This is a genomic window from Gryllotalpicola sp. CP2-P1 (assembly GCF_057512245.1).
The window spans coordinates 1-19,616 of sequence record NZ_JBLRDT010000029.1; the positions used below are offsets into that span (position 1 = coordinate 1).

Annotated in this window: 20 protein-coding genes; all 20 read left to right on the plus strand. The window is 70.1% G+C overall.

The genetic code is table 11. The features are described from left to right. Positions 1-1,265 (plus strand): endolytic transglycosylase MltG (gene mltG, locus ACM2XV_RS04085; RefSeq protein WP_487026051.1); only part of this gene is annotated, 1,265 nt, incomplete at its 5' end. Further along, positions 1,262-2,146, plus strand: a complete 885-nt coding sequence (locus ACM2XV_RS04090; protein WP_487026052.1) for a shikimate dehydrogenase — start codon at positions 1,262-1,264, stop codon at positions 2,144-2,146. The genes mltG and ACM2XV_RS04090, both read left to right, overlap by 4 nt. Positions 2,147-2,155: 9 nt before the next feature. Next, a complete protein-coding gene (gene aroC / locus ACM2XV_RS04095; RefSeq protein ID WP_344777810.1) occupies positions 2,156-3,373 on the plus strand; it encodes a chorismate synthase in 1,218 nt (405 codons plus the stop codon). Between the two features lie 2 nt (positions 3,374-3,375). Beyond that, positions 3,376-3,879, plus strand: a complete 504-nt coding sequence (locus ACM2XV_RS04100; protein WP_344777812.1) for a shikimate kinase — start codon at positions 3,376-3,378, stop codon at positions 3,877-3,879. Between the two features lie 47 nt (positions 3,880-3,926). Next, positions 3,927-5,009, plus strand: a complete 1,083-nt coding sequence (aroB, locus tag ACM2XV_RS04105) for a 3-dehydroquinate synthase (RefSeq protein WP_487026053.1) — start codon at positions 3,927-3,929, stop codon at positions 5,007-5,009. Positions 5,010-5,036: 27 nt separating this feature from the next. Beyond that, positions 5,037-5,705, plus strand: a complete 669-nt coding sequence (locus tag ACM2XV_RS04110; RefSeq protein ID WP_487026054.1) for a hypothetical protein — start codon at positions 5,037-5,039, stop codon at positions 5,703-5,705. A gap of 93 nt (positions 5,706-5,798) precedes the next feature. After that, the gene (locus tag ACM2XV_RS04115) at positions 5,799-6,449 is read left to right on the plus strand and encodes a TetR/AcrR family transcriptional regulator (protein WP_344777818.1); all 651 of its coding nucleotides are present in this window, start codon (positions 5,799-5,801) and stop codon (positions 6,447-6,449) included. Then, on the plus strand, positions 6,446-6,967 hold the full coding sequence (locus tag ACM2XV_RS04120; RefSeq protein ID WP_487026055.1) for a hypothetical protein: 522 nt from the start codon (positions 6,446-6,448) through the stop codon (positions 6,965-6,967). The genes ACM2XV_RS04115 and ACM2XV_RS04120 overlap by 4 nt, the downstream gene beginning before the upstream one ends. Positions 6,968-7,021: 54 nt before the next feature. Then, complete coding sequence (locus ACM2XV_RS04125) at positions 7,022-7,465, plus strand: type II 3-dehydroquinate dehydratase (protein ID WP_344777822.1); 444 nt, start codon at positions 7,022-7,024, stop codon at positions 7,463-7,465. Positions 7,466-7,516: 51 nt separating this feature from the next. Next, complete coding sequence (locus tag ACM2XV_RS04130; RefSeq protein WP_487026056.1) at positions 7,517-7,813, plus strand: GlsB/YeaQ/YmgE family stress response membrane protein; 297 nt, start codon at positions 7,517-7,519, stop codon at positions 7,811-7,813. Positions 7,814-7,934: 121 nt separating this feature from the next. After that, positions 7,935-8,498 carry an elongation factor P gene (efp, locus tag ACM2XV_RS04135; protein WP_487026057.1) on the plus strand — a complete coding sequence of 188 codons (564 nt, stop codon included), beginning with the start codon at positions 7,935-7,937 and terminating at the stop codon, positions 8,496-8,498. Continuing rightward, positions 8,498-8,956, plus strand: coding sequence for a transcription antitermination factor NusB (gene nusB, locus ACM2XV_RS04140; protein ID WP_344777828.1), 459 nt, complete (start codon positions 8,498-8,500; stop codon positions 8,954-8,956). The genes efp and nusB overlap by 1 nt, the downstream gene beginning before the upstream one ends. 46 nt (positions 8,957-9,002) lie before the next feature. Beyond that, entirely contained in the window at positions 9,003-10,922 is a 1,920-nt protein-coding gene (locus ACM2XV_RS04145) for a M3 family metallopeptidase (protein ID WP_487026058.1), read from the plus strand. A gap of 63 nt (positions 10,923-10,985) precedes the next feature. Continuing rightward, a complete protein-coding gene (gene pyrR, locus ACM2XV_RS04150; protein ID WP_344777832.1) occupies positions 10,986-11,540 on the plus strand; it encodes a bifunctional pyr operon transcriptional regulator/uracil phosphoribosyltransferase PyrR in 555 nt (184 codons plus the stop codon). Next, the gene (locus tag ACM2XV_RS04155; protein WP_344777834.1) at positions 11,540-12,490 is read left to right on the plus strand and encodes an aspartate carbamoyltransferase catalytic subunit; all 951 of its coding nucleotides are present in this window, start codon (positions 11,540-11,542) and stop codon (positions 12,488-12,490) included. Before pyrR ends, ACM2XV_RS04155 begins: the two co-directional genes overlap by 1 nt. Positions 12,491-12,492: 2 nt before the next feature. Next, positions 12,493-13,806 (plus strand): dihydroorotase, encoded by a 1,314-nt coding sequence (locus ACM2XV_RS04160; protein ID WP_487026059.1) that lies wholly within the window; start codon positions 12,493-12,495, stop codon positions 13,804-13,806. Beyond that, entirely contained in the window at positions 13,799-14,317 is a 519-nt protein-coding gene (locus ACM2XV_RS04165) for a PH-like domain-containing protein (protein ID WP_487026060.1), read from the plus strand. Before ACM2XV_RS04160 ends, ACM2XV_RS04165 begins: the two co-directional genes overlap by 8 nt. Continuing rightward, positions 14,274-15,455, plus strand: a complete 1,182-nt coding sequence (gene carA, locus ACM2XV_RS04170; RefSeq protein WP_487026061.1) for a glutamine-hydrolyzing carbamoyl-phosphate synthase small subunit — start codon at positions 14,274-14,276, stop codon at positions 15,453-15,455. The genes ACM2XV_RS04165 and carA overlap by 44 nt, the downstream gene beginning before the upstream one ends. Further along, positions 15,448-18,750 (plus strand): carbamoyl-phosphate synthase large subunit, encoded by a 3,303-nt coding sequence (gene carB, locus ACM2XV_RS04175; RefSeq protein WP_487026062.1) that lies wholly within the window; start codon positions 15,448-15,450, stop codon positions 18,748-18,750. Before carA ends, carB begins: the two co-directional genes overlap by 8 nt. 17 nt (positions 18,751-18,767) lie before the next feature. Continuing rightward, positions 18,768-19,616 (plus strand): orotidine-5'-phosphate decarboxylase (pyrF, locus tag ACM2XV_RS04180; protein WP_487026063.1); only part of this gene is annotated, 849 nt, incomplete at its 3' end.

Genomic DNA, 19,616 nt, shown 5'->3' on the forward strand with positions numbered 1-19,616 from the left:
CCGTCACCGCGCAGACGGCGGCACTGCGACCGGGGGCGCCTGAGCCGGACGATCCGGCCGAGGCATCCGGCTCAGGCGAGCCCGAGCACGACTTCGCGTGGCTGCACGCGGCCGACGAGCCCCGCGGCGGCTCCCGGGGCGGTCGAGGCGGCCGGCCGCCGAAGCCCCCGCGCACGCGCGGCGGGGGTCGTCGAGCGCTGACGTGGATCATCTCGACCGTCGTCATCCTGGGGTTGATCGGCGGCGGGGCGCTCTACGCGTGGAACACCTTCCAGCCTCAGGTCAAGGCCGTGATGGGGCGCTTCGACACGACGCCGACCGACTACACGGGCGACGGCAGCGGAACGGCCAAGGTCACGATCAAGCAGGGCGACACGGGCGAGTCGATCTCGAGGAGCCTCGCCGACGCGGGCGTCGTGAAGACCCCGCAGGCGTTCTATTCGCTGCTCCTCCAGACCAAGCCCGACCCGGTCTTCCAGCCGGGGGTCTACCAGCTGCGCAAGCGCATGAGCGCCGCGAGCGCGCTCGCGCTGCTGCAGGACCCGAAGTCGCGGCTCGAGCACACTCTGCTGGTCCGCGAGGGCGACCGCGAGGCGACGATTCTGCAGAACGCGGCGACGGCGACCGGCATCCCGCTCGCGCAGCTGCAGGCAGCGGCGAAGAACCCCGCCAGGTTCGGCCTGCCCGCGCAGGCGAAGTCGCTCGAGGGCTTCCTGTTCCCGGCCACCTACACGCTCGACCCGGGCATCACAGCCGACCAGGTGATCGAGAAGCTCGTCGACCGGATGAAGCAGGCGTTCCAGGACGACGGCATGCCGACCGATCCGACCAAGCTGTGGAACACGGTGATCCTCGCCTCGGTCGTGCAGCTCGAGGCCGGGCCGAACCCCGACGACCTGCCCAAGATCGCCGGCGTCTTCCAGAACCGGCTGAATCAGAACATGGCGCTCGAATCTGATGCCACGGTGCACTACGGGCTCGGCAAGTTTGACACCGTGTGGACCACCCCCGCCCAGCGCGCCGACACGTCCAACCGCTACAACACCTACGCGCACAAGGGCCTGCCGCCCGGCCCCATCGGAAACCCCGGCGATGCGGCGCTCAAGGCCGCGGCGAACCCGCAGGGCGACTACCTCTTCTTCACGGTCGTGAACCTGCAGACCGGCGAGACGGCGTTCTCGAAGACCGCCGACGAGCAGGACGCCAACGTGGCGAAGCTGCAGGCGTGGTGCCAGGAGCCCGACAACAAGGTGTACTGCAAGTGACCGCCGAGCTGATGTCCGAGCGTCGGCTCGCGGTGCTCGGCAGGCCGATCGCCCATTCGAAGTCGCCCGCACTGCACGCGGCGGCCTATGACGTGCTCGGCCTGCCGTGGGTCTACGAGCGCCACGAGGTCGACGAGAGCACGCTCGCCGAGTTCGTGAAGTCGCGGGATTCCGCGTGGCGCGGACTCTCGCTGACGATGCCGCTCAAGCAGACGATCCAGCCGCACCTCGACCAGATCGATCGGGTCGGCGAGCTGACGGGCGCCGTGAACACGGTCCTGTTCGAATGGGGCGGCGACACCGTGCACCGCGCCGGCTTCAACACCGATGTTCCCGGCATCGTGCGCGCGCTCCGCGCCGGCGGCGTCGATACCGTGCGGCGCGCCCACATCCTCGGCGGCGGCGCAACAGCGGCATCGGCGATCGTCGCCGCGAGCGAGCTCGGGGCCGAGAGCGTGCTGGTGAGCGTGCGGGCCCCCGAGCGCGCCGCGGCGCTCGTCCCGCTCGCGGCATCCGTCGGCCTCACCATCGACATCGTCACGTTCGACGCCGCACGCGACGACGCCGCGACGGGCCTCGTCGTGAGCACGCTGCCCGGCGGCGTCGACGTGCCCCTCACGTTCGCCCACGACCTCCGCGCGCGCGTGCCGCTTCTCGACGTCGCGTACGAACCCTGGCCGAGCACGCTCGGTCAGGCATGGGGGGATGCCGGGGGAGTCGTGCTCAGCGGCCTGGCCATGCTCGTGCACCAGGCGCTGCTGCAGGTGCGCATCTTCGTCGGCGGCGACCCGTTCGCGCCGCTGCCCGACGAGGAATCCGTGCTCGCCGCCATGCGTGCGGCGGTCGGCCTCGAGGCCGACGGCACCCCGGTGCGCAAGTAGGCTTGAGCCATGCTTCGTTGGCTCACCGCAGGGGAATCGCACGGACCCGAACTGATCGCCATGCTCGAGGGTCTTCCCGCCGGCGTGCCGGTCAGGGTCGACGACATCCAGGCCGATCTCGCGCGCCGCAAGCTCGGCTACGGCCGCGGGGCGCGCATGAAGTTCGAGCAGGACGAGCTCACCCTGTCGGGCGGTGTGCGGCACGGCTTCAGCATGGGCAGCCCGGTCGCTCTGCGCATCGGCAACACCGAGTGGCCGAAGTGGGTCGATGTGATGAGCCCCGAGCCCGTCGACCCCAGTGTCTTGAGCGGCGGCCGCGGTGCCCCGCTCACCCGCCCCCGCCCGGGTCACGCCGACCTGGTCGGCATGCAGAAGTACGGCTTCGACGAGGCCCGCCCGGTGCTCGAGCGTGCGAGCGCCCGCGAGACCGCCGCCCGCGTCGCCCTCGGCGCGATCGCGAAGTCGTTCCTGCGCGAGCTCGGCATCACGACCGTCGCGCACACCCTCTCCATCGGGCCGGTGCGCGTGCCCGAGGGCTCCCGGCTGCCGCTGCCCTCCGACGTGGAGGCGCTCGACGCCGATCCGCTGCGCTGCTTCGACGCGGCGACGAGCGCGCTCATGGTCGCCGAGGTCGATGCGGCCCACAAGGAGGGCGACACGCTCGGCGGCATCGTCGAGGTGCTCGCCTACGGCGTCCCCGCCGGGCTCGGGTCGCATGTGCAGTGGGACCGCAAGCTCGACGGCCGGCTCGCCCAGGCGCTCATGAGCATCCAGGCGATCAAGGGCGTCGAGATCGGCGACGGCTTCGAGACCACGCGCCGCCGTGGCTCGCAGGCCCACGACGAGCTCGTCGTCGACGACGGGCTGATCGAGCGCACGAGCGACAAAGCGGGCGGCACCGAGGGCGGCATGTCCACCGGCACCGTGCTGCGGGTGCGCGCCGGCATGAAGCCCATCGCCACGGTCCCGCACGCGCTGCGCTCCATCGACGTGTCGACTGGCGAGGCGGCGCCCGCGCACCACCAGCGCTCCGACGTTTCCGCCGTTCCCGCTGCCGGCGTCGTGGCCGAGGCGATGGTCGCACTCGTGCTGGCCGACGCCGTGCTCGAGAAGTTCGGCGGCGACTCGCTCGCCGAGACGAAGCGCAACCTCGATGCCTACGTCGCCGCGATCCCCGCGACGCTGCGCACCGCGGTCGCCAGCGCGTCCGCCGGCGCCGAGGCGTAGGCGTGGCGATCGTCCTCATCGGCCCGCCCGCGGCCGGGAAGTCGAAGGTGGGCAAGAAGCTCGCGAAGCTGCTCGACAAGGACTTCGTCGACACCGACGCGATCATCGTGCGCGACCACGGCCCGATCACCGAGATCTTCGCCCAGCACGGCGAGCCGCACTTCCGCGCCCTCGAGCGCGCCGCGGTGATCGAGGCGCTCCGCCACGACGCGATCATCTCCTTCGGCGGCGGCGCCGTGCTCGACGCCGCCACACAGCGTGACCTCGAGGCCCATCTCGTCATCCTGCTCGATGTCGACGCCGAATCCGTCGAGCACCGCATCAAGGCCGACGGCAAGCGGCCGCTCGCCCCTGACATCGAGTCCTGGAAGGCGCTCGTCGCGGCGCGCCGCCCGCTTTACGAGCGACTGGCCGATCGGCGGGTCGAGACCGCGAACCGGCCCCGCGACCAGATCGCGCAGGAGCTGGCCGACTGGATCCACACCGCGGGCGAATTCGCGGAGTAGGCGCGCCGCCGCAGAGGCGACGCTCGACAAGACGGGAGTTCTCGCACATGAGCACCGACGACATCACCGAGATCCCGGTCCCGGGCCTCGACCCGTACACCGTGACGGTGGGCTACGGCCTGCGCAACGGCCTCGCCGACAAGATCGGCGACGACGTGTCGAAGGTGCTCGTCGTGCACCCGCCGACCCTCGCCGCCGCGGCAGCCGAGCTGCGCGCAAGCCTCGCCGACCGCTACCAGGTCCTCCTCGCCGAGGTGCCCGACGGCGAGGCAGCCAAGCGCGTCGAGGTGGCCGCCTTCTGCTGGCAGATCATGGGCCAGGCCGACTTCACCCGCTCCGACGCCGTCATCGGCTTCGGCGGCGGCGCCGCGACCGACCTCGCCGGGTTCGTCGCGGCGACCTGGCTGCGCGGCGTCAAGCTGATCCAGGTCCCGACGACCGTGCTGGGCATGGTCGACGCCGCGGTGGGCGGCAAGACCGGCATCAACACGGCCGAGGGCAAGAACCTCGTCGGCTCCTTCTACGCGCCCTCCGCGGTCGTCGCCGACCTCGACACCATCTCCAGCCTGCCGCGCAACGACGTGCTCGCAGGGTTCGCCGAGATCGTCAAGTGCGGATTCATCGCCGAACCCGAGATCCTCGAGATCGTCGAGGCCAACGTCGACCGCGCGACGGATGCCTCGTCCGACGAGTTCCGTCGCGTGGTCGAGCTCGCCATCGCGCTCAAGGCCCGCGTCGTGGGCGAGGACTTCAAGGAGTCCGGCCTGCGCGAGATCCTGAATTACGGGCATACACTCGGGCACGCGATCGAGCACGCCGAGCGCTACCAGTGGCGGCACGGCGCTGCGATCTCGGTCGGCATGGTCTATGCGGCCGAGTTGTCGCGGCTCGCCGGGCGGCTGTCGGATGCGGCGGCCGATCGGCACCGCAGCATCCTCACCTCGCTCACCCTGCCGACCACCTACCCGCTCGGCCGCTGGCAGATGCTGCTTGCGACCATGCGGCGCGACAAGAAGGCGCGCGGCGCGATGATGCGCTTCATCGTGCTCGACGACATCGCTCGCCCGACGGTGCTGCGCGGCCCCGACGAATCGCTGCTCTTCGCCGCGTATCAGGAGGTCGGCGTCTAGGGCCGTGACCCCGGGTACCGTCAGAGCATGACCGCACCCGCACCGCCGCGGCACCCGCGACACACACTGGTCGCGGTCTGGGCGGTGATCGGCGTCGCGGTCGCCGCCGTCGTCGGGCTGCTCGCGACCGGGCGGCTGAATGCGAACGTGCTGCCGAAACAGGCCGACAGGCCGCCGCTGCAGTCCGTGAGGTGCTTCGACGCCGACGGCGACCCGCTCTCGGGCTGGTCGGCGACCGCGCGGCAGGCGGCGCGCCACGCGCGGGTCGACCCGCTCGCGATCTGCGCCGCGCTGTACAAGGACCACTCGGCGACCGCCCAGATGGACCGCATGTCGGCCGAGCAGCAGGCACTCGGCCGCGATTGCGTGACCTTCGACACGAGCGACGGCGAGCACTGGACGCTCAGCGGTCTCGTCGTGTCGCCGCAGGGCACCTACTTCGCCAGCGGCGGGCCCGCGCCCGGTCGCCTTCCGAGCTTCGGAACCGTCGCGCAGCCGGCGCCGCTCGTCTCGCCGCCGCCCGCGCCCACGCCCGGCACCCCGTGCACGACGCTGCCGACCGTCAGCTGGGACCTCACGGTGCCGCCCATGGTCGCCTGCACCAGCGACGACGTCACAGTCTCGGTGTTCGTGCGCGCCGAAGCGCGGACCGCGCGCGCCGTCTGCGCGACCAAGCACCTCGTGGTCGCGGATTAGCGCCCACGCCGGGGGATCTCGCCGACGGGCGGAGCTTGTGGCATCCGCCTGCATGACCTAGTTTTTGAACATGTTCAAAACGGCGAGCAGCGCATGAAATCCGAGCAGACGCGCGACCTCATTCGCACCACCGCGCTGCGCTCGTTCCGCGAGCAGGGCTTCGACGCGACGACGATGCGCAGCATCGCGAGCCAGTCGGGGGTCTCACTCGGCAACGCCTATTACTACTTCCCGACGAAGAACCACCTCGTGCAGGAGCTCTACCTCGAGGTGCAGCAGGCGCACCGCGCAGCCGCAGAGCCAGCACTGGCTGCGGCGTCCGACCTCACCGAGCGCCTCGGCGTCGTCTTCCGCACCGGGCTCGCGCAATTGGCGCCCTTCCGCGACTACGCGTCCGGCTTCCTCACCGCCATGGTCGCCGCGGACTCACCGCTCAATCCGATGTCACCGGAGTCGGCGCCGGCGCGCGAGATCGTCGTGGGCCTGTTCCGCGACGCCCTGGCGGGCGCCCGGCGCGCGCTGCCGGTCGAATTCGAAGCACGGATGCCTCACGCGCTGTGGCTCGCCTACCTGCTGCTGTGCCTGTACTGGAGCTATGACCGCTCACCCGGCCAACGCAGCACCCAGCGCCTTCTCGACCAGGGGCTCGCGCTGCTGAAAGCCGCGCTGCCGCTGCTGCGCACCCCGGTGCTGCGGGCTCCGCTGCGGAGGCTGCTCGATCTCGTGGGGGAGCTCGGTGCATGAGCGACCTGGCGCGCCGCTACGGCACCTCGTCGCCGCGCACAGCTGAGCTGCCGCGCGCGTTCACGGTGGGCGAATTCGTGCGAGGAGCGGGGCTTGCCCTTCTCTGGTTCCAGCCGCTGGTCGCGATCTCGGGCGTGATCGGCTCGCTGAGCGATGGCGGCAGCGACGTCGAATACGCATTCGTCATCCCGGTTGCTGGGCTTCATCTCAGTGTCATTGCCACCGTGCTCGGCTCACCGGCGGCGTACGCGATCGGCTTCGCCATGCGCCGACAGCGCCGCGACGCCGCGCATCTCGCCGCCTTCGTGCTCTACGGAGCGCTCGTCGGCATCGTGATGCTGGCGGCCATGGGGATCTACGGGCAGAGCGAGCTTCCGTTCCCGTGGGACGCAACGTTCATCTACGGCATCCCTTCGGCGCTTGCCGTCGCCCTCGGTTGGTGGACGACGTCCCGCCTCGCACTTCGCAAGGATCGCGCGCTCGCTGCGGCACCGCGCACCGGCACTGACCATCGCTGATCCGATTCTGCGGCGCATCGCGGCTGCGGGAAGGGGCCTCGCTAGAGTAAGCCCGTGACCCACGTGCTCGTTCTGAACGGCCCCAACCTCGGCACCCTCGGCACCCGCGAACCCGAGATCTACGGCAGCGAGACGCTCGACGACCTGCGCGCGCTGCTCGAAGCGGATGCCGCAGGCCTCGGCGCCACCGTCGAGGTGCGGCAGACCGACCACGAGGGCGAGCTGCTCGGCTGGCTGCACGCGGCCGCGCGCGAGAAGACGCCGGTCGCGCTGAACGCCGGCGCGTGGACGCACTACTCGATCGCGGTCCACGATGCCGTGCAGTACGTGACGAGCTCGGGCGTGCCGCTCATCGAGGTGCACATCTCGAACCCGCACGCACGAGAGACGTTCCGCCACACCAGCGTCATCACAGCCGTGGCGACCGGCGTCATCGCCGGATTCGGCTTCGATTCGTATCGTCTAGCCCTCGCGCAACTCACCCGAACGGGGCAATGATTCTCCTGTGAGGCGCCCATCAGGGTGCCAGCGACTGTAAAGGGGAACAGCATGCTCGGCACGATCCTGTGGATCATCATCGGCGGCATCATCATCGGCCTGATCGCGAAGTGGATCGTGCCCAGCCGGCACGACGATATCCCGTTCTGGCTCACCGCGATCTGCGGCATCCTCGGAATCATCGTCGGCAATTGGATCTACGCCGCGCTCTTCCACAACGGCCAGTTCGTCGGCACCGGAGGCTTCGACTGGTGGCGCCACATCTGGCAGGTGGCCGTCGCGATCGTCTTCGTGATCATCGCGGCGTCGATCTCGGCGAGTGTGCGCGGCGGGCGGCGCCGGGCCTGAGAGACCCGCGCCGAGCCCGCTGATAGGATCTTCGCTGGCCATCGCTTCGTCGAAGCTCGATCGGCCACGCAGCTTCCTTATCGCGAGCGCATCTTCGCAACGACACTGAACGGAACCGCCCATGGCAACAACCGCTGACATCAAGAACGGCGTCGTCCTCAACATCGACGGCCAGCTCTGGAGCATCGTCGAGTTCCAGCACGTCAAGCCGGGCAAGGGCGGTGCGTTCGTCCGCACGAAGATGAAGAACGTCGTCACGGGCAAGGTCGTCGACAAGACCTACAACGCGGGCACCAAGATCGACATCGAGACGGTCGACCGCCGCGACTACCAGTACCTCTACAACGACGGCGACTCGTTCGTCTTCATGGACCAGACTGACTACGACCAGATCAACGTGCCCGCCGCCACCGTCGGTGACGCCGCGCACTTCATGCTCGAGAACCAGACCGTGACGATCGCGATGAACAACGGCAACCCGCTGTACGTCGAGCTTCCTGCCTCGGTCATTCTCGAGGTCACCTACACCGAGCCTGGCCTGCAGGGCGACCGCTCGAGCGCCGGCACCAAGCCTGCGACGCTCGAGACGGGCTACGAGATCCAGGTCCCGCTGTTCCTCGAGACCGGCACCAAGGTCAAGGTCGACACCCGCACGGGCGACTACCTCGGCCGTGTGAACGATTAATGTCGGCACGCACGAAGGCCCGGAAGCGGGCCCTCGACATCCTGTACGTCGCCGACCTGCGCGGCATCCCGATTCCGCAGGCGCTCGCGACCGAGGCCGAGCGCGCGGCCAATGAGCCGGCGCGCGAGGCATCCTGGCTCTACGCGCGCGAGATCGTCGACGGCGTCTACGACCACCGCGCCGAGATCGACGAGCTGATCGAGACGTACGCCCACGGCTGGACCCTCGCCCGCATGCCGATCGTCGACCGCGCCATCGTGCGCATCGGGGTGTGGGAGCTGCTGTACAACCCCGAGGTGCCGACCGGCGTCGCGATCTCCGAGGCCGTCGAGGCGGCAACGGTCCTCTCCACCGAGGACTCGTCGGGCTTCATCAACGGGCTCCTCGCCAAGATCGCGCAGACGGTCGGCGATGACGGGGCTGCGGATGCCTCGTCCGAGGCGCCCGCGGGGGAGTAGCGCCACCCGGTCGGAAGTGGCCGCCCGATCCGGATAGGGTGCGAGCATGCCCCTGACGCCGCTCGAGCTTCCCGCCACCGACGATGCCTGGCTGAGCTGGGGTGAGAGCTACACCGCCGGGCTGATCGACGCATTCCGCGCGAGCGTCGCCGCGCTCAAAGACGGCTCGGCGCGCTCGGCCGCCGAGGTGCTCAGCCTCTGGAACGACGGCGACCTCGCGATCGGCGATGTCGCGGCCGCCTCCGAGCTGCTGAGCGAGGTGCACCCCGACCCCGCCGTGCGCGAGCTCTTCGAAGAGCGCGCCCGCACGGCCGACGCCCTCGCGACCGAGCGGCAGCAGGACTCCGCGCTCTACGCCGTCGTCTCGGGTGTCGATGCGGAAGGCCTCGGCGACGAAGCCGCGCGCCGGCTGTCTCGCCTGCTGCGCGACTTCCGCCTCGCCGGTGTGCACCTTCCCGCCGAGACGCGGGTCGAGGTCGCCGCCCTCGACGACCGCATCACCGAGCTCTCGCAGGAGTTCAACCGCAACGTGCGCGACGACGTGCGCAGCGTGCGGCTCGCCCCAGAGCGCCTGGCGGGCCTGCCGACGGACTGGATCGCGGCGCACCCCGTCGCCGAGGACGGCCTCGTGACGGTGACCACCGACTACCCCGACGTCGTCCCCTTCCGCACCTACGCGATCGACGCCGACGCGCGCCGCGAGCTCGTGGTCGCCCTTCAGAACCGCGCGTGGCCGGCGAACGACGCGGTCCTCGGCGAGCTGCTCGAGCTGCGGGCGCAGAAGGCCGCGCTGCTCGGCTTCGACAGCTGGGCGGACCTCGATGCCCAGACCAAGATGACCGGCTCGGCCCGGGCCATCGAGGAGTTCATCGCACGGCTGCACGAGACGGTGGCACCGCAGGCCGCGGCCGACTACGCCGAGGCGCTCGAGGCGCTGCAGCGCGAGGACCCGAGCGCGGAGTCCGTGGACTTCTCGGCCAACATGCACGCCCTCGAGCTTCTGCGCCGCGAGAAGTTCGACGTCGACACCCAGCTCGCGCGCCGCTATCTCGACATCGCGAAGGTGCGGCAGGGCCTGCTCGACGTCACCGGTCGTCTGTTCGGGCTCGAATACACCGAGCTTCCCGACGCGCCGCGCTGGCACCCAGAGGTGCACGTCTACGACGTCGCCCTCGAGGGCGACGCACTCGGGCGCATCTATCTGGACCTGCACCCGCGCGAGGGCAAGTTCAAGCACGCCGCAGCGTTCGGCCTGCAGACGGGCGTCGCCGGGCGCCAGCTCGCCTCGGCCGCGCTCGCGTGCAATTTCACCCGCGGGCCGCTGCTGCACTCCGAGCTCACGACGCTGTTCCACGAGTTCGGGCACCTCGTCCACCAGCTGATCGCCTCGCGCCACGAGTTCGCGGCGCTCTCGGGCATCACCACCGAGTGGGACTTCGTCGAGGCGCCGAGCCAGCTGCTCGAGGAGTGGGCGTGGGATGCCCGTGTGCTGCAGACCTTCGCGACCGACGACGACGGGCAGCCGATTCCCGCAGAACTGGTCGAGCGGATGCGGGCGGCGAACGTGCTCGGCCGGGGTCAGCTCATCGCGCGCCAGCTCTTCTACACCGCGGTCTCGTACTTCCTGCACCGCGATCGCCCGGCCGACCGCACCGCATACGCACGAGCACTGCAGGCGCAGTACGACGTGCTCGCGCCGCTGCCCGGCGAGCATCAGCACGCGTCCTTCGGGCACCTCACGGGCTACTCCAGCGCCTACTACACGTACATGTGGAGCAAGGTGATCGCCGCCGATCTGTTCACGGCCTTCGACCGTGCAGACCTCTTCGACGAGGCGGTCGCGCACCGCTATCGCGACCTCGTGCTCGCCCCCGGCGGCTCCACGGACGCCGCACAGCTCATCGAGGATTTCCTCGGCCGCCCGTACTCGTTCGACGCGTTCGGAGATTGGCTCGCCGGGCGCTGATAGGCTTGCCGAAGTAGGCACTCTTTAAAGACCGTCCCGTGAGGCGGAGAAGGGAGTCGGCGGATGAGCACGAGAATCGTGCTGAGTGAGGCTGACATCGCCCGGGCACTGACTCGGATCTCGCACGAGATCCTCGAGTCGAACCGGGGCACGCAGGGGCTCGTGATCCTCGGAATCCCGACCCGAGGCGTGACTCTCGCACGGCGCATCGCGGCGAACATCTCCCGCATCGAACAAGGCAGCGACGTCTTCGCCGGCAGCCTCGATGTGACCATGTACCGTGACGACCTCGCCCACACCCGGACCCGCACGCCGGGGCGCACGAGCGTGCCCGCATCGATCGACGGCGCGACGGTCGTGCTGGTCGACGACGTGCTGTTCTCAGGTCGCACGATCCGCGCCGCCCTCGACGCTCTGAACGACATCGGCCGCCCGCGCATCGTGCGCCTCGCCGCCCTGGTCGACCGCGGGCACCGCGAGCTGCCGATCCGCGCCGACTTCGTCGGGAAGAACCTGCCGTCCGCGTACGACGAGCGCATCAACGTGCACCTCGCCGAGAACGACGGCGACGAGTTCGTCGCGATCGAGTCCAAGCGCGACAGCGAGGCGGACGCCTGATGCGCCACCTCCTCTCCACCAAAGACCTGTCTCGCGAATCCGCCATCGGCCTGCTCGACGTCGCCGAGGACATGGCCGATGTGCAGAACCGCGAGGTCAAGAAGCTGCCGACACTGCGCGGCAAGACGGTCGTGAATCTCTTCTTCGAGGACTCGACCCGCACCCGCATCAGCTTCGAGGCCGCCGCGAAGCGGCTCTCGGCCGACGTCATCAACTTCAGCGCGAAGGGCTCGAGCGTCTCGAAGGGCGAGAGCCTCAAGGACACCGCGCAGACGCTGCAGGCGATGGGGGCCGACGGCGTGGTCATCCGCCATCAGGCCTCGGGCGCGCCCTTCACGCTCGCGACCAGCGGGTGGATCGACGCCGGCGTGATCAACGCCGGCGACGGCATGCACGAGCACCCGACGCAGGCGCTGCTCGACGCGTTCACGATGCGCCGCAGGCTGCACGGCGACGCGAGCCGCGGCAAGGCGCTCGACGGCGTCGCCGTGACGATCGTCGGCGACATCCTGCACTCGCGCGTCGCCCGCTCGAACGTGTGGCTGCTGACCACGCTGGGCGCCGAGGTGACTCTCGTCGCGCCGCCGACGCTCCTGCCGGTCGACACCTCGCACTGGCCCGTCACGGTCGGCTACGACCTCGACGCAGCGATCGACGAGGGCGTGCCCGACGTGCTGATGATGCTCCGCATTCAGGGCGAGCGGATGCGTGCCTCGTTCTTCCCGAACGAGCGCGAGTACTCACGCACGTGGGGTCTCGACGACGAGCGCCTCGCGCGGCTCGCCGGCGACACCATCGTCATGCACCCGGGACCCATGAACCGCGGGCTCGAGATCTCGGCCGCCGCGGCCGACTCGCCGCGCTCGACCGTGCGCGAGCAGGTCGCCAACGGCGTCTCGATCCGCATGGCGGCCCTATACCTGCTGCTCGCCGGCGAAGAGGAGAACTGAGAATGGCAGAGAGCTTCCTGATCGCCGGCGCAACGCTTCCCGACGGGTCGCGCGCCGACCTGCTCATCGAGGACGGCACGCTGGTCGAGGTGGGCACGAGCGTGAGCAGCGTGGATGCCACGCACGTCGACGCCGACGGCCTGATCGCCCTTCCCGGCCTCGTCGACCTGCACACGCACCTGCGCGAGCCCGGCTACGAGCAGTCCGAGACGGTTCTCACCGGCACGCGCGCCGCGGCGGCCGGCGGCTACACCGCGGTGTTCGCCATGGCCAACACCTCGCCCGTCTCCGACACCGCGGGCGTCGTCGAGCAGGTGCTCTCGCTCGGCGAGGCCGCCGGCTACGCCACCGTGCGCCCGATCGGCGCCGTGACGGTCGGCCTGGGCGGCGAGCGGTTGGCCGAGCTCGGCGCCATGGCCGCGAGCCGCGCGCAGGTGCGGGTGTTCAGCGACGACGGCTTCTGCGTCTCCGATCCGCTGCTCATGCGCCGCGCGCTCGAGTATGTGAAGGCGTTCGACGGCGTCATCGCGCAGCACGCGCAGGAGCCGCGGCTCACCCAGGGGGCGCAGATGAACGAGGGCGCGCTCTCGGGCGAGCTGGGTCTCGCCGGCTGGCCGGCGGTCGCCGAGGAGTCGATCATCGCCCGCGACGTGCTGCTCGCCGAGCATGTGGGCAGCCGCCTGCACGTCTGCCACGTCTCCACCGCGGGCTCGGTCGAGGTCATCCGCTGGGCGAAGTCCCGGGGCATCCGCGTGACTGCCGAGGTGACCCCGCACCACCTGCTGCTCACCGAGGACCTCGTGCGCGGCTACGACGCGCGCTACAAGGTGAACCCGCCGCTGCGCACCCGCGAAGACGCCGAAGCGCTGCGCGCCGCCGTCGTCGACGGAACGATCGACATCGTGGCCACCGACCATGCGCCGCACCCCGCCTGGGCCAAGGACACCGAGTGGGACGCCGCCGCCAACGGCATGGTCGGGCTCGAATCCGCCCTGTCGGTCGTGCATGCGGCCCTCGTCGCCGACGGGCGCATCGACTGGGCCGACGTCGCACGCATCATGAGCGCGAAGCCCGCCGAGATCGGCTCTCTCGCGGGCTACGCCGATGGGCTCGTCGTCGGCGCGCCGGCGAACGTCACGCTCTACGACCCTGAGATCACCCGCTCGTTCTCGACCGAGGACCTCGCGGGCAAAGGCGTGAACTCGCCCTATCTCGGGCTCGAGCTGCCGGGGCGCGTCCTGCACACCTTCCACCAGGGCCGGCGCACCGTCGCCGACGGCGCGGTGCTCGACGCTGCGGAGGTGGCGCGTGCCTGAGTGGGCCTCCACGATCATCGTCGTCCTCGTCCTGCTGCTTGTGTTGTTCGGCATGTGGCAGGGGTGGCGCGCGCTCGTGCGCCGCTCGGCCCACCTCGAGCCGCCGCACGACGTTCCCGCCGAGCTCGGCGCCCCGCTCGTCGAAGCGCGCGTGCTGTACGTCGCGACGACCGCGCACGAGAAGCCGCTCGAACGGCTCGCGATCAGGGGCTTGGGATTCCGCGCCCAGGGCACCATCGCCGCGTACGGCGCGGGACTCGTGGTGAGCCTCGACGGCGCAGAGGACGTCTGGATCGCGGCATCCGCCATCGTCTCGGCCCGGCCGGCTCAGGTCGTGATCGACAAGGCCGTCGAGAAGGACGGACTGCTCGTGCTGAGCTGGCGTCTCCATTCGCTTCGCGAGTCGACGAGCGAAACCGTCGACAGCTACTTCCGCGTCGCAGAGCCCGAGAAGTCCGGGGCTCTCTATGACGCGATCAACTCTTCAACCGCTGCAGAAAGCGAGGTCTGACGTGCCTGTTCCTTCCCCCGCCGTCCTGGTGCTCGAAGACGGGACCCGCTACGAGGGTCGCGCCTACGGCGCCCAGGGCCGCACGCTCGGCGAGCTCGTGTTCGCCACCGGCATGACCGGCTACCAAGAGACGCTGACCGATCCGTCGTACGCGGGCCAGATCGTCATCCAGACGGCCCCGCACATCGGCAACACCGGCATGAACGACGACGACATGGAGTCGCGACGGATCTGGGTCGCCGGCTACGTCGTGCGCGACCCCAGCCGCGTCGTCTCGAACTTCCGCTCGATCCGCAGCCTCGACGACGAGCTCGTCTCGACCGGCATCGTGGGCATCTCGGGGATCGATACGCGTGCCGTCACCCGCCACATCCGCGACCTCGGCGCCATGCGCGCCGGCATCTTCTCGGGCGACGACGCCGCCCTCTCGCAGTCCGAGCAGCTCGAGCTCGTGCGCGGCGGCGACGAGATGGCCGGCCTCAACCTCTCGGCGCAGGTCTCCGTCACCGAGGACACCGTGACCCCCGCCGTCGGCGAGAAGATCGGCAACCTCGCGGTGCTCGACCTCGGCGTCAAGCAGTCGACGATCGACAACCTCGCGGAGCGCGGCTTCGAGGTGCACGTGCTGCCGCAGGACTCGAGCCTCGAGCAGATCCTTGCGATCGAGCCGGTCGCCGCGTTCTATTCGAACGGCCCGGGGGACCCGTCCGCCTCTGAGAGCCAGGTGCAGGTGCTGCGCGGCCTGCTCGACGCGAAGCTGCCGTTCTTCGGCATCTGCTTCGGCAACCAGCTGCTCGGGCGCGCCCTCGGCCTCGAGACCTACAAGCTGCCGTTCGGGCACCGCGGCATCAACCAGCCGGTGCGCGACAAGCAGACCGGCCGCGTCGAGATCACGGCCCACAACCACGGCTTCGCCGTCAAGGCGCCGAGCAACGACGAGCCCTTCGACTCGCCGAACGGCTACGGCCGCATCGAGGTCAGCCACGTCGACCTGAACGACGACGTGGTCGAGGGCCTCAACGCACTCGACATCCCGGCGTTCTCGGTGCAGTACCACCCCGAGGCCGCGGCCGGCCCGCACGACGCCAACTACCTCTTCGACCGGTTTGCCCAGATGGTGAAGGATCACATTGCCTAAGCGCCCCGACATCAACAGCGTCCTCGTCATCGGCTCCGGGCCGATCGTCATCGGCCAGGCGGTCGAGTTCGACTACTCCGGCACCCAGGCGTGCCGTGTGCTGCGCTCCGAGGGGGTGCGCGTGATCCTCGTCAACTCCAACCCGGCCACGATCATGACCGACCCCGACTTCGCCGACGCGACCTACGTCGAGCCGATTACCCCCGAGGTCATCGAGTCGATCATCCAGAAGGAGAAGCCCGACGCGATCCTGCCGACGCTCGGCGGCCAGACGGCGCTGAACGCGGCCATGGCGTTGCACGAGCGCGGCATCCTCGAGAAGTACGGCGTCGAGCTGATCGGCGCCAAGGTCGACGCGATCCGCAAGGGCGAGGACCGGCAGATCTTCAAGGAGCTCGTGCTCGAGGCGGGGGCCGACGTCGCGGCATCCGTCATCTGCCACAGCATGGACGAGCTGCTGGCGGGCGCCGAGAAGCTCGGCTACCCGCTCGTCGTGCGCCCGTCGTTCACCATGGGCGGCCTCGGCTCGGGCTTCGCGTACAACGAAGAGGACCTGCTCCGCATCGGCGGCGCCGGCCTGCACGACTCGCCCACGCACGAGGTGCTGCTCGAGGAGTCCATCCTCGGATGGAAGGAGTACGAGCTCGAGCTCATGCGCGACACCGCCGACAACACGGTCGTCGTCTGCTCGATCGAGAACGTCGACCCGGTGGGCGTGCACACGGGCGACTCGATCACCGTCGCCCCGGCGCTCACGCTGACCGACCGCGAGTACCAGAACCTGCGCAACATCGGCATCGAGATCATCCGCCGCGTGGGCGTCGACACCGGCGGCTGCAACATCCAGTTCGCCGTCGACCCCAGCAACGGGCGCGTCATCGTCATCGAGATGAACCCGCGCGTCTCGCGGTCTTCCGCGCTCGCGTCGAAGGCGACCGGATTCCCGATCGCGAAGATCGCCGCGAAGCTCGCCATCGGCTACCGGCTCGATGAGATCCCGAACGACATCACCCGCGTCACCCCGGCGAGCTTCGAGCCGACGCTCGACTACGTCGTCGTCAAGGTGCCGCGCTTCGCCTTCGAGAAGTTCCCCGCGGCCGACCCGACGCTGACCACGACTATGAAGTCGGTCGGCGAGGCGATGGCCATCGGCCGCAACTTCTCGACCGCGCTGCAGAAGGCGCTGCGCAGCCTCGAGAAGCGCGGCTCGTCGTTCCACTGGGACGAGGAGCCCCGCACGATCGACGAGCTGCTCGAAGCCGCGAAGACCCCGACCGACGGCCGGATCGTGCTCGTGCAGCAGGCGCTGCGCAAGGGCGCCACGATCGAGCAGGTCTTCGAGGCCACCAAGATCGACCCGTGGTTCCTCGACCAGATCGCGCTGATCAACGAGGTCGCCGAGGACGTGCGGAACGCGCCGACCCTCGACACCGCGACGATGCAGTGGGCGAAGCAGCACGGCTTCAGCGACGTGCAGATCGGGCAGCTGCGCGGTTTCGGCGAGGCGGATGTCCGCGAGGTGCGGCACATCCTCGGCGTGCGGCCCGTCTACAAGACCGTCGACACGTGCGCGGGGGAGTTCCCGGCGCTCACGCCGTACCACTACTCGAGCTACGACAGCGAGACCGAGGTCGAGCCGAGCGGCAAGCGCAAGGTCGTCATCCTCGGCTCGGGCCCGAACCGCATCGGCCAGGGCGTCGAGTTCGACTACTCGTGCGTGCACGCCTCGTTCGCCCTGCACGACGCGGGCTTCGAGACGATCATGATCAACTGCAACCCCGAGACGGTGTCGACGGATTACGACACGTCCGACCGGCTGTACTTCGAGCCGCTCACGCTCGAGGACGTGCTCGAGGTCATCCACGCCGAGTCGCAGACGGGCGAGCTCGTCGGCGTCGTCGTGCAGCTCGGCGGCCAGACGGCGCTCGGCCTCGCGACCGGCCTGAAGGAGGCCGGGGTGCCGATTCTCGGCACGAGCCCCGAGGCGATCGACCTCGCCGAGGAGCGCGGCCTGTTCGCCGGCATCCTCGAAGACGCCGGTCTGCTCGCGCCGCGCAACGGCACCGCCTACGAGCTCGATGGTGCCAAGCAGGTTGCGGGCGACATCGGCTACCCGGTGCTCGTGCGCCCGAGCTACGTGCTCGGCGGCCGCGGCATGGAGATCGTCTTCAGCGAGGACCAGCTGATCGACTACTTCGACCGCATCGAGGGCCAGGGCATCGTCGGCCCCGGTCACCCGCTGCTCGTCGACCGCTTCCTCGACGACGCGACCGAGATCGACGTGGACGCCCTCTACGACGGCGAGCGGCTCTACATCGGCGGCGTCATGGAGCACATCGAAGAGGCCGGCGTGCACTCCGGCGACTCGAGCTGCACCCTGCCGCCCGTCACGCTCGGCCGTTCCGACATCGCCAAGGTGATCGAGGCGACCGGGAAGATCGCGGCCGGCATCGGCGTGCGCGGCCTGCTCAACGTGCAGTTCGCGATCGGAGCCGGCGTGCTCTACGTGCTCGAGGCGAACCCGCGTGCGAGCCGCACGGTGCCCTTCGTGAGCAAGGCGCTGGGGATTCCCCTCGCGAAGGCCGCGAGCCGGGTGATGGCCGGCGCCACGATCGCCGAGCTCATCGCCGAGGGGCTCCTGCCCGAGGCCGACGGCTCCAGCATCCCGCTCGACGCCCCGGTGGCTGTGAAGGAGGCCGTGCTGCCCTTCAAGCGCTTCCGCGACAAGGCCGGCCACGTCGTCGACTCGCTGCTCGGGCCCGAGATGCGCTCGACCGGAGAGGTGATGGGCATCGACCGCGACTTCCCGCGCGCCTTCGCCAAGAGCCAGGCGGGCGCCTACGGCGGCATCCCGTCCTCCGGAACGGCGTTCGTCTCGGTCGCCGACCGCGACAAGCGCAACATCATCCTGCCGATCCTGCGACTGACCGAGCTCGGCTACCGCATCGTCGCCACCGAGGGCACCGGCGAGGTGCTCGCGCGCAACGGCATCGCGAGCGAGACGGTGCGCAAGTACAGCGAGAGCTCGAAGGACGGCGAGTCCGTCGTGGACATGCTGAACCGCGGCGAGGTCGACCTCGTCGTGAACACGCCGACCGGTGGCGCGAGCCGGCACGACGGCTACGAGATCCGCGCCGCCGCGGTGGCAGCCGACAAGCCGCTTTTCACGACCATCAGCGAGCTGTCTGCCGCCGTCGCCTCGATCGAGGCGGTGCGCGCCGGCTTCGATGTGAAGAGCCTGCAGGACTACCAGCGCGAGCGCGACGCGCGCCACGAGGAGGGGAGCGCGGCGTGAGCGACGCGGGATTCGGCATGGGCTTCGGCTTCGGCGGCGTGCTCGCCTCGGCCCTCGAGGCCTTCGGCCCGCTGTGCGTCGGCATCGATCCGCACGACTTCCTGCTGCAGGACTGGGGGCTGCCGTCGTCGGCGGCGGGCGCGCGCGAGTTCGGCCTGCGCGTCGTGGACGCCGCCGCCGGTCGCGCAGGCATCGTGAAGCCGCAGGTCGCCTTCTTCGAGCGCTTCGGCTCGGCGGGCTACTCGGCGCTCGAAGAGGTGCTCGCGGCGGCCCGCTCGAAGGGCCTCATCGTGATCGCCGATGCGAAGCGCGGCGACATCGACACCTCGCTCGCCGGCTACGTCGAGGGCTGGCTCACCCCGGGCTCGCCGATCGAGGCCGACGCCCTGACGATCAACCCCTTCCAAGGGGTCGCATCGCTCGAGTCCGCCATGGAGTACGCCGCCGACAACGGGAAGGGCCTGTTCGTGCTGGCTGCCACCTCAAACCCCGAGGCGGCTCGGGTGCAGGGTGCGCGCGTCGTGGGTTCCGCCTCTGATCAGGCATCCCGCACCGACCCGCTTGCCACCGCGACCGTCTCTCGTGCGATCATCGATGATGTGAGCGCCTTCAATGCGGGTCGCGCTGAGCAGGGTCCGATCGGTTCCATCGGCGTCGTGCTGGGCGCCACCGTCGACTTCGCCGCCCTCGGCATCGACATGAACAGCGCCCATTCGCCCGCTCTGCCGGTGCTCGCACCCGGCTTCGGCCATCAGGGTGCCACGGCGACCGACGTGCGCCGTCTCTTCGGCGCACTGACCCCGTTCACCCTGGTGTCCGAGTCCCGCAGCCTGCTGCAGGCCGGGCCCCGCGGCCTCGCCGCCGCG

Bases quoted from the DNA above. Each gene is read 5' to 3' on its own strand.
- carA (WP_487026061.1), top strand. From the start codon at position 14,274: ATGACGCGATCAACTCTTCAACCGCTGCAGAAAGCGAGGTCTGACGTG.
- ACM2XV_RS04115 (WP_344777818.1), top strand. From the start codon at position 5,799: ATGAAATCCGAGCAGACGCGCGACCTCATTCGCACCACCGCGCTGCGC.
- ACM2XV_RS04155 (WP_344777834.1), top strand. From the start codon at position 11,540: ATGCGCCACCTCCTCTCCACCAAAGACCTGTCTCGCGAATCCGCCATC.
- pyrR (WP_344777832.1), top strand. From the start codon at position 10,986: ATGAGCACGAGAATCGTGCTGAGTGAGGCTGACATCGCCCGGGCACTG.
- ACM2XV_RS04110 (WP_487026054.1), top strand. From the start codon at position 5,037: ATGACCGCACCCGCACCGCCGCGGCACCCGCGACACACACTGGTCGCG.
- aroC (WP_344777810.1), top strand. From the start codon at position 2,156: ATGCTTCGTTGGCTCACCGCAGGGGAATCGCACGGACCCGAACTGATC.
- aroB (WP_487026053.1), top strand. From the start codon at position 3,927: ATGAGCACCGACGACATCACCGAGATCCCGGTCCCGGGCCTCGACCCG.
- nusB (WP_344777828.1), top strand. From the start codon at position 8,498: ATGTCGGCACGCACGAAGGCCCGGAAGCGGGCCCTCGACATCCTGTAC.
- ACM2XV_RS04120 (WP_487026055.1), top strand. From the start codon at position 6,446: ATGAGCGACCTGGCGCGCCGCTACGGCACCTCGTCGCCGCGCACAGCT.
- ACM2XV_RS04130 (WP_487026056.1), top strand. From the start codon at position 7,517: ATGCTCGGCACGATCCTGTGGATCATCATCGGCGGCATCATCATCGGC.
- ACM2XV_RS04160 (WP_487026059.1), top strand. From the start codon at position 12,493: ATGGCAGAGAGCTTCCTGATCGCCGGCGCAACGCTTCCCGACGGGTCG.
- ACM2XV_RS04145 (WP_487026058.1), top strand. From the start codon at position 9,003: ATGCCCCTGACGCCGCTCGAGCTTCCCGCCACCGACGATGCCTGGCTG.
- efp (WP_487026057.1), top strand. From the start codon at position 7,935: ATGGCAACAACCGCTGACATCAAGAACGGCGTCGTCCTCAACATCGAC.